Origin of the sequence: uncultured Campylobacter sp. (assembly GCF_937949835.1) — a bacterium.
Lineage (GTDB): Bacteria > Campylobacterota > Campylobacteria > Campylobacterales > Campylobacteraceae > Campylobacter_B.
In genome coordinates this window covers 1-10,091 of record NZ_CALEDC010000214.1, presented here as the reverse complement: position 1 = coordinate 10,091, position 10,091 = coordinate 1, and the positions used below count along the sequence as shown (strand labels likewise).

The window sequence follows — 10,091 nt, the reverse complement described above, 5'->3', positions numbered from 1 at the left end:
AATTTAAAATTTCAAATATGTAGCGTAAGCCGTTAAATAAAAATGCTCGAGCCGTAAGGCTCGCCCATTGAGCGTGCCAGGGGTTAGGGGATTTTAAGGGGGAAGGGGAGCGCCTCGCAAGTAGCGCCCCTTCCCTCTTAAGAGAAAACGCTGCCACACCCCAAATCCTAGAGGCAAATTCTACATAGAGAAATTTTAAATTTATTACAAAATGAAATTCCGTTTAAATTTTAGCCCGCGATATGTTTCTCTTGGGGCGGGAAGGGGTCCCATTGCGAGGTCACACTTCTTGCAGGACGCCGCCTCCACAGCACCGCATTGCTCTGCTCGCCCCAAAACCCCACCCAACCCCCGACGACGCTTTAAGCGGTGCAGGCTACGCCTATGTTAAATTTACTAAGTAGATGAATACAAAACTGTGATTCTTGCGATATAAAAATTTAACGCGAACCGCAAGGCTCGCCCCTTGAGCGCGCTGGGGGTTGGGGGATTTTTTTAAAAAAAGAGGGGGCGCTCTTATAAAACGAGCGTAGCGACGCAAGGCTCTTAGCCTGGCAGCGTTTCTTGCGAGCGCAAGCGAAGCACAGAGTAAGTAGAGCCCATCCCCCTTAAGAGAAAACATTGCCGCGAGTAAATTCCAAAGATAGAATTTTACATAGCGAAATTCTAGAATTTTAAATTTATATCGCGAATTTTACGAGCCGTAAATTTAAAAGCAAAGCTTTAAATTTCAACGTCCATATCCACGGGCTCGATCTGCAGCCCGCGCAGATCTGCGAGATGCCGCACCGCGGCGTCCGTCTCGGCATTTTTGGGAAGGACGATGTGAAAGCCGCGATCAAACGCCAAGAAAAAATTCTCTCCGCCCGCAGCGATGCGATTTAGCGAGCGCGCGGCAAATTTCTCGCTTGCGCGCGGCTCGCCCTTTGAAAATGAAATTTCATCTTCGCCCGCGATAAATTCCATCTCTACGCTCGAGTCTTGCGCGAGTTTGGCGGCAGTCAGATGCTTTCTTAGCATGCGGCGGTAAAATTTCGGATAAAAAATAAGCCACGCCGCACCCAAAATAACCGACGCCACACTCGCAATCGGCGCCGTTTTTAAAAGCCCGTCGATGATGATGCCCATAAGCAAAAACTCAAATGGTATGGCGTAGGTGCTGATGAGGCGCTGCTTACGCGCCTTTTTGCTGTAAAGCAGCATAAATTTATTGAGGTTATCGACGTCGCGATTGGTGATACGTACTTTCATATTTTTCCTTTAATTTTTGCGTAATTGTAGCGAAGCCGCCTTAAATTTGCGTCCGTTAACTTCCGTGAGATAAAATCCCGTTTTTAAAGGAGCGCCCGTGAAATCTTTACTAAAAATCAACGGATTTTTGCCGTTTTTGGCGATTATGTTTATCAATGCAAGCGTCGATCTGGGCCATAAGATCACGATTCAAAACGTCCTTGTTAAAAGCGCCGATTCGGGCGCCCTCATCGCCCTTACCTCGCTTGTAAATTTGCTGATTTTGCTGCCTTACGTATTTCTTTTTAGCGCCAGCGGCTATCTCAACGACAAATTCTCGCGCACCCGCATTACGCGGATCTGCGCGAAACTCGGCGTCGCGCTTACCGCGCTTATTACGCTCGGATATCTGTGCGGATGGTTTTATTTCGCATTTTTTATGACGATCCTGCTTGCGGCGCAAAGCGCGATCTACTCGCCCGCCAAATACGGTCTGATTAAAAAGATCGTCGGCGCGAAAAATTTAGGCGCGGCAAACGGCCTCGTGCAGGCTCTTACCATCATCGCGATTCTGCTTTCATCGCTTGTTTTTTCGGTGATTTTCGAGCTATTTGCAGCCCGCAGCAGCGATGCGGGCGAGCTGATGAGCTCGGTTTGGTTCATCGGCGTGCTTTTGGTCGCGGGCTCCGTGCTTGAAACATACTACTCGTATAAAATTCCATTCTTCGACGCCGCGCAACCACAGGCGGAATTTAATAAAGACGACTATCTTAAGCTTCGCTATCTAAGACAAAATTTAAATTTTGTACTAAAAGACAAAAACGTCCTGCTCTGCACGCTGGGACTTTCGATGTTTTGGGCAGTCTCACAGCTCGTGATCGCGACCTTCCCGGCTCACTACAAGAGCCTTAGCGGCAGTGATAACGTAATGGTGATCCAGGTGATCTTGGCGCTTAGTGCGATCGGAATCGCGCTAGGCTCGATCTTTGCGGGCAGCTATTGTAAAAAACATATCGAGCTCGGTATCGTGCCGTTCGGCGCATTCGGGCTTGCGCTCGCGCTAATGGTGCTAGCCAACGCGCACTCCGTATTTTGGCTCGGTGCGGCGTCGTTTTTCTTCGGATTTAGCGGCGGAATTTTCATCGTGCCGCTCAACGCCGTTATTCAGTTTTTTACCGCCGATGAACGCATGGGACGGGTGCTCGCGGGTTCAAATTTTATTCAAAATATCTTTATGGTGCTGTTTTTGCTCATCGCCATCATCTTGGTGCATTTTGCGGTCGCCAGCGGCGAAATTTTCGTTATGGCTGCTCTTTGCGTGCTCATTTGCGGGATATTCGGCGCGAAATATCTGCCGCAGCTTTTTGTTAGAATTTTACTCATTCCGTTTATGAAATTTGGCTACCAAGTCCACGTAGACGGCATCGAAAACATCCCGCAAAAAGGCGGCGTACTGCTTTTGGGTAACCACATCAGCTGGATCGATTGGGCGGTGGTGCAGCTTGCATGCCCGCGCGGGGTGCGCTTCGTGATGCATCGCAGCTACTATGATCTGTGGTATTTGAAGTGGTTTTTTAAAATTTTCCGCGTCATCCCGATCGGAGCGGGCGTAAGCAAAAGCGCGATCGAAAGCATTCGCGAGGCGCTAAATGCTGGTGAAGTAGTGGGGCTCTTCCCCGAAGGACACATCAGCTACAACGGCCGCATAGACGAGTTTCAGGGCGGATTTGAGCTAGCCGCGCACGATACGAACTCCGTAATCGTGCCTTTTTATATAAGAGGGCTTTGGGGATCGACGTTTTCGCGCGCCAGCGAGCATTATAAAAGAACGATCTCGCAAAACGGCAAAAACGCGCTTCGCGTAAGCTTCGGTGCGCCGATCGAGGCAAATTCCAAGGCGCACGAGGTAAAGCGCGCGGTAACGGAGCTGTCGTTTTTCAGCTGGGGCAAATATCTCGCAAGCCTAAAGCCGCTTGCCTACAACTGGCTAAATCAAGCCAAAAGATCGCCTTTTAAGCGCGTGGCGGTCGATAGCACTGGAGTGAGCTTCACAAATTTAGCGATGATGAGCGCCGTTTTGATACTTCGCAAAAGACTAAAAAGTCGCATAAGCAGCGAGGAAAACGTCGGTATCATTTTGCCTAGCTCGGTCATCGCAAGCGCTGTAAATTTAACGCTTTTTGCGATGGGCAAAACGAGCGTAAATTTAAACTACACGCTAAGCGAAGAGAACTTAATCTACTGCGCGGATAAAGCAAATATCCGCACGATCATCAGCTCGCGCAAATTCGTAGAAAAGCTCAAATCAAAGGGCTTTGAGCTGGAAAGTTCGATCGGCGATCGGCTCGTGTATCTTGAGGATCTAAGCGAGGGCGTCTCTAAAAACGAGCGCATAGCCTGCGCGCTAAAATCGCTGCTAATGCCTAAAATTTTATTTCGCGCGCTGTATTTTAAGCCGCACGCGATAGATGACGTAGCTACGATTTTATTTAGCAGCGGCAGCGAGGGAAAGCCCAAAGGCGTGGTTTTGACGCATAAAAATATAATGGCGAACGTCCGCCAAATTTCGGAGCTCATAAACGCCACCGAGCACGACGCGATTTTAGCGTCGCTGCCGATCTTTCACTGCTTCGGGCTTACCGTAACGACGCTCTTTCCGCTAAACGACGGAATTTTAAGCATCCACGTGCCCGATCCTACGGACGCCTTTAGCGTCGGCAAGATGAGCGCAAAATACGGCGCTACGATAATGTTCGGCACTTCGACGTTTTTTAGGCTCTACACCAAAAACAAAAGGCTCAATCCTCTAATGCTGGCAAGCATCCGCCTAGCGATTGCGGGCGCGGAGAAGCTAAACGAAAACGTCCGCAAGGAATTTAAGATAAAATTCGGCATCGAAATTTACGAGGGCTACGGCACGACCGAGACTGCGCCGGTGGTGAGCGTAAATACGCCGAACGTCCTCGAGCCCGATTTTTTCAAAGAGCTTCACTTCAACCGCGAAAAGAGCGTCGGCTTGCCGCTTGCGGGCACGGTCATAAAGATCACCGATCTTGCCTCGCTGCAGTCGCTGCCAAACGGGCAGGAGGGGCTTATCTTAATCGGCGGACATCAGGTTATGAAGGAATACTACGATGAGCCGGCCAAAACTGCTGAGGCGATCGCACAAATGGATGGCGTGCGCTACTACAAGAGCGGCGACATCGGCTATATCGATGACGACGGGTTTTTATTTATCACCGACCGCCTTTCGCGCTTTGCCAAAATCGGCGGCGAGATGATAAGCCTGGGCGCAGTAGAGAGCGCCGTGGGCGAAATTTTGGGCGAAAGCGCGATCTATTCGTGCGTAAACCTAAAAGATGAGAAAAAGGGCGAAAAGATCGCTCTGCTTTACGTGGGTGAGGCGAGCGAGGATGAAATTTCGCGCCGCCTAAAGGACTCCGCGCTGGCGCCGATAATGCAGCCAAGCGTCGTAAAAAAAGTGGAGCAAATCCCGGTGCTCGGCAGCGGCAAGGTAAATCTCAAAGCGGTAAAGGATCTGGCGATAGAGCTCGGGCTTTAGGACAAAATCTAAGTAAAAGGATTTGGTTAGTGCGAGGCTTTAAAACCGCGGAATTTTGGCTGTATTACAGAACTAGGAAATTTCGCGCTGCGAAATTTTAATCGATTTAAATTTTAAAAAACTTTGTAATAAAATGCGCCGTGTGTAAGCTTATGGAGGCTACTGACGCTGCTCGTCGTTATTGGCTATAAAACAAGAAGCTCAACGGCAGAATTTCGCGATGTGGATTTGTGAAGCCGGGGAGTTCTAAGGCGTTAAATTTCAGACTGTAAAATTCAAAGTTGAGAAAAATATAGCTGCTAAATTTCGATTAATTCAGTTTTTAAAATTACGCGCATAAGGCGTCTTAGTAAAATATGGAATTCCGTGCTTAAAATTCCACGCCGCGACATAAAAAGGAATTTTAATCGTGGCAAACAAGCGCGACATATCGACTCAGCCATGAAATTCCGCATTAAAATTTTACGTCGAAACCGCAGACGAAATTCCGCAAAATTCTATCGAAATTCTATGAAATTTTACCGAGAATGAAATTCTTTAAATTTCGTAACGGAGCGAATTTTAAAATTCCGCTCCGCTACTCAAGAATTCCGCAGCGTACTATCTTGCATAAAATACTGCTAGTGCGTCTTTAGATGTATCATTTTTGCCGGCAGGCTCCTCTTTGCCATCGGACGTTATCTTAAATCCCGGCGCCAAATCTACGCTTTTATCATTATTGACGACGAAATTAAGCTCTATCGTTGCGCTAGACGGCGCTTTTTTATTAGATGCGCCATAACTAGCTTTTAATTGCTCGGGCGTCAATTGCGAATAATACACCGCGCTTTTCAAGAAATCTAATACGCCCGGTAGATATGTCTTAGATTTTTTAGGGTCTTGGTCTTTTAGAATTTCATCCTCTAGCGACTTATCGCAATCGATCAATTCCTTCTGATCATCGTATTCTATTTTCCCTTTTGCTTTTATGGTCTCTTGGAATTTCGCGTCGTTTAGTTTGCAAAGCTTGTTGGCTAACTGAAGCAAGCCATCCTTATCATAGGCTTTGCCCTTGTAGAAATTCATAGCACTATCTATATCCATGTCTAAAGTCTTTTTCTTATATTCCTCAAGACGTTTTTTAGTCGCTTTCTCGCGTTCGGCATTCAGTGCTTCCATATCTATGTCGCACACCATCGTGACGGATTTTAATCCGCCGCGATCAGCCTTTGACCACGTGATATTTTTGCACTTTTTTGACCCCTCGATCGCCGTGCCTATACTCATAGATTTAAAATCGGGCAAAGTATAGTTTTTGACGAGTTCTATCTCGTCCTCACCGCATCCTGCTAACACCAAAGCCGCCGCTACGGCACCCATCATATATCTGAGCTTCATACTTACTCCTTAAGATTAAAGTAAGAAATACTAGCCCCCCCGCTTAAAATTTGATTAAATTTGAGGTAAATTTTGAGATTAATTGTTAAGCATTAGCGGAATATTTTAAAATCTCACTAAATTTATCGGCAACAAAATTTTATGTGATAAAATAGGCTAAATTTTATTTGCCAGTGTGATACAAAAAAATTACAAGCAGAAAGAGATTTTTAAATCTTATAGTTTTGAAATTTGGCTAAAGCATTAATGATAATTTTGATTTGCCGCGAAGCAGGCGCTTCACGGCAAATTTGAAGGAGGACTATTTAAAAGATGGAGCGATCTGCGCTACCCACGCCTCGATGCGGCTCTCGGTGAGGTCGCTTTGATTGTCATTGTCTAGCGCGAGACCAACGAATTTGCCGTCCACTACGGCCTTGCTCTCGTCGAATTCATATCCGTCGGTAGGCACTGCGCCTACGATATTTGCACCCGCTTTTTTGAAGTTGTCGTATAGCTCGCGCATTGCGTTGCAGTAGGCGTCGCTGTAGCTTGAGCTATCGCCCATGCCGAAAATCGCGACGGTCTTGCCCGCGACATCAAGGGCTGAGAAATCAAAGCCCGCCCAGTCATCCTGCAGCTCGCCGTCGTTCCACGTGGAGCTGCCAATGATGAGCGCGGTGTATTTATTTAGATCTGCAGGCGCGATGTCCGCGACATTTTTTAGCTCGTTTTCTATGCCTAGCTTTTCGGAGATTAGCTTCGCGGCGTCCTCGGTATTGCCCATCGAGCTTCCAAAAATAATTCCAACCATTTGGTATCCTTTTAATAAATTTTGTCGGTAAGCTTGTATGGTACTAATTTCATAATGAAATTTCCCTTAAAGCATTCGCTTTTTATCTCGACATGGCGGTTAAAATTTTCATTTTTTGGATATACAAGATACACGGCATCGAGGTTTGCTCCGCGGCAAAGCTCTAGCGCTTTTTTTATATCATTATCATAAATGGCTGGATTTTGAGGTAAAATTTTTTTAAAGCTCGTAACCACGCCTAGGCTAAAACCGCTCTTGCGAACTACAATGAGCTCGCCTGATTTGCCCACAAGCTGCAGCTGTGCGCCTGCATTACGAAGCGCGATTTTGCAAAATACGAAGTTGCGAAATGCATCGTCTCCGTTTAGCAGCAATCCGCTACGCAGACTCACGATCGCACTAGTTAGCTTATAAGCAGGCTTAGCGGCAAATACGGGCAGCGGCATGCCGCGCAGATAAGAAAAGATTATCGCATTATCCGCCGCGCAAAATTTTACGGTGAGCTTGAAGCGGTAAATTTTACGAGCCCCGCGCCTAAGCTCGGAAGCGATAAAATTTAAAAATGCCGCTCGAAACTGCGAAGCGCCCTTTAAATTTGCGGGCGGAATTCTATAATCCGCATTAACGTTAAAATTATATAGAGCTAGCATCGCTCGCGCTCGCGAAGCCGCATCATAATCCTGCAACGCCTCTGGCACAATCTCGCGCCCGTTCGCATCAAAGCCAAAAATCTCGCCGCAAAAGAATTTTTTATTAAAAGCTTCGGCATTTAAAATTTCATCATCAATAAGCTCATTATCGCGCCGCAGATCCACTTTTTGGCGTTTTTTGCGCGCCGCGATATCTCGTTTTGATGCGGCAGTATCTTGTAATAAAGCTGATTTCTCGTCCGAACGCTTAGCGCAGAAAAAATTCTTTTGCGCGGAGCTAGTGTCGTAAAAAGCCCTTGCTGTAAAATTCCTATTTGCGCCGCCTTTTTGCGCACTCTTTGCAGCATGCGACTTAGAGGCATTATAATTAAGTGCGTCCGATTTACCAATTGAAAACTTTTTAAATTTGCCGTTAAATTTCTTGCTTTCGGCGTGTGCAAGGCAAGTAGCGTTAAATTTACTAGAATTTAAAAAATCCTTGGAATTTAGCTCGCCTGTTTCATCGTCGTAAGCATTTGATTGCGGCGTAGTGCGCGATTTTTTAACCGCTTGCCTGGGCTTGCCGGCATTATTTAAATTCCTTGGAATTTTAATCATCTTCGCAAGGTCTGCAACCGAATTCTTGATTTAAATTGAAAACCTTACAGTATTCGCAAAATACGCAGCTAACGCTTCTTTTAGCGCATACGAGCGGGATTTTGCGCTTTTTTACTTCGCCTTTGATTTTTTTCATCGTGTTGTGGTTTAAAAAGCTCGTAAGCATAACGACGCACTCCGTATCCTGCGGGATCGGCTTACGATTTACGCGATTTTCGTTTCGTGCATCCCAGTGCTCGATGTTACTCGCGCCAAGGTCTTTTAAAACCGCCTTAATGGGTGTAATCTCATCTGCTCCTATAACTAAAACGTTCATTTCATCCCCTTTTATGATTGATAGTCGTTATTATAACAGAGAAAGATTAAATTTAACTGATAATGTATATAAAAATTTGAAATTATAAGCCGGAATTTTACCGGTTCATATTTGATATTTATTCGCTTAAAGCTAGACTTACTGCCGCATCGATGTGGATCTGCGTAGTATCAAATAGCCACGCGGCGGTATCTGCTTGCGATACGAGCAGCCCGATCTCCGTGCAGCCCAGTATCACTCCCTGCGCGCCGCGAGCCCTAAGTCCTTCAATAATCCGTAAAAATTTCTCTTTGGAGTGCGGTAAGATTTTACCGAAGCAAAGCTCATTAAAAATTACTTCGTTTACCGCTTCCATTTCGTCCGCATTTGGCACGAGTACCTCTACGCCGCCATCTATCAAGCGCTGTTTGTAAAAATCCTGCGTCATCGTGTAGATCGTGCCGAGCAGCCCTACTTTTTGCACGCCACGTTTTCGCAGCTCACTTAACGTGGCGTCCGCGATATGCACGAAAGGCACGGAGATGGCGGCTTTTATCGCCTCGTAGCACTTATGCATCGTGTTGGTGCAAAGAAAAATATAATCCGCGCCGCCGCTTTGCAAAATCCGCGCGTGACGAGCTAAAATTTCACCTGCCCTATCCCACTCATTATCTCTTTGACACCGCTCGATCTCGTCAAAATTTAGACTACTTAGCAGGATTTCGCCGCTACTTAGCCCGCCTAGACGCTCGTTAATTTTGCGATTGATCCCATCATAATAGGTAATCGTAGATTCGTAACTCATGCCGCCGATTAGTCCGATTTTTTTCATGGATTTTCCTTTTAAAATTTATACGTAATTTTATGCAATCCCGCTAAATTTAATAAAATTCCGGATTGCAAAATTCGCAGAGCCGGAATTTCAACAAATAGCCGCAAAGCTTAAGCATTCTCGCTCGCGACGCCCGCAGAGATAACCTCATCGCCGAAATCGGCATTCGCAAGCCGCTTGAGCTGGCGGTAGCGCCTCATCGCGTCGGCTTTGTTTGCCTCATAAAGCTTGCCCGCGTGCTCCGGATCGATCTTTTTAAGCGCGTTGTAGCGGACTTCGTTTAGCAAAAATTCCTCATAAAGGCTCCAGTCCGGCTCTTTGGATGAAATTTTAAGCGGATTTTTGCCCTCAGCCGCAAGTCTTGGATCAAAGGTGTAGGTCGGCCAATAGCCGCATTTGCTCGCAAGCTCGGCTTGATCGCCCGAGCTGCCCATGCCGCCTTTGATACCGTGCGCGATACACGGCGAATACGCGATAATGAGGCTAGGCCCCGGGTAAGCCTCCGCTGCCATGATCGCTTTTAGCGTCGCGGCTTGGTTTGCGTTGGAATTTACCTGCGCGACGAAGATGTTGCCGTAGGTCATCGCGATCTGACCGAGGTCTTTTTTCTGCACCGCCTTACCGCCCGCGGTAAACTGCGCGATCGAGCCGCGGCGGCTAGCCTTGGAGCTCTGCCCGCCGGTGTTTGAGTAAACCTCCGTATCTAGCACCAGCACGTTCACGTCCTCGCCGGTAGCCAGCACGTGATCGAGCCC

General features: G+C 47.0%; 8 protein-coding genes. 1 reads left to right on the top strand and 7 read right to left on the bottom strand.

Translation table 11 applies throughout. The features are described from left to right. Positions 1-723 precede the first annotated feature (723 nt). A complete protein-coding gene (locus tag Q0256_RS05010) occupies positions 724-1,251 on the bottom strand; it encodes a hypothetical protein (protein ID WP_297960655.1) in 528 nt (175 codons plus the stop codon). A 97-nt stretch (positions 1,252-1,348) separates the two neighbouring features. Between Q0256_RS05010 and Q0256_RS05005 the strand changes: the two genes are divergently transcribed. Next, positions 1,349-4,792 (top strand): acyl-[ACP]--phospholipid O-acyltransferase, encoded by a 3,444-nt coding sequence (locus Q0256_RS05005; RefSeq protein WP_297960652.1) that lies wholly within the window; start codon positions 1,349-1,351, stop codon positions 4,790-4,792. A 600-nt stretch (positions 4,793-5,392) separates the two neighbouring features. Here the strand turns inward: Q0256_RS05005 and Q0256_RS05000 are convergent. From Q0256_RS05000 to Q0256_RS04975, 6 genes are all read right to left on the bottom strand, one after another. Next, on the bottom strand, positions 5,393-6,169 hold the full coding sequence (locus Q0256_RS05000) for a hypothetical protein (RefSeq protein WP_297960649.1): 777 nt from the start codon (positions 6,167-6,169) through the stop codon (positions 5,393-5,395). A gap of 301 nt (positions 6,170-6,470) precedes the next feature. Next, complete coding sequence (gene fldA, locus Q0256_RS04995; RefSeq protein WP_177389208.1) at positions 6,471-6,962, bottom strand: flavodoxin FldA; 492 nt, start codon at positions 6,960-6,962, stop codon at positions 6,471-6,473. A gap of 11 nt (positions 6,963-6,973) precedes the next feature. Continuing rightward, entirely contained in the window at positions 6,974-8,209 is a 1,236-nt protein-coding gene (locus tag Q0256_RS04990) for a hypothetical protein (protein ID WP_297960646.1), read from the bottom strand. After that, positions 8,202-8,525 (bottom strand): DUF2325 domain-containing protein, encoded by a 324-nt coding sequence (locus Q0256_RS04985; protein WP_005870807.1) that lies wholly within the window; start codon positions 8,523-8,525, stop codon positions 8,202-8,204. Before Q0256_RS04985 ends, Q0256_RS04990 begins: the two co-directional genes overlap by 8 nt. 118 nt (positions 8,526-8,643) lie before the next feature. Beyond that, a complete protein-coding gene (locus Q0256_RS04980) occupies positions 8,644-9,336 on the bottom strand; it encodes an aspartate/glutamate racemase family protein (protein ID WP_297960643.1) in 693 nt (230 codons plus the stop codon). Positions 9,337-9,446: 110 nt separating this feature from the next. Next, positions 9,447-10,091, bottom strand: a 645-nt coding sequence (locus Q0256_RS04975; protein WP_297960640.1) for a thiamine pyrophosphate-dependent enzyme, incomplete at its 5' end; no start/stop codon positions are given.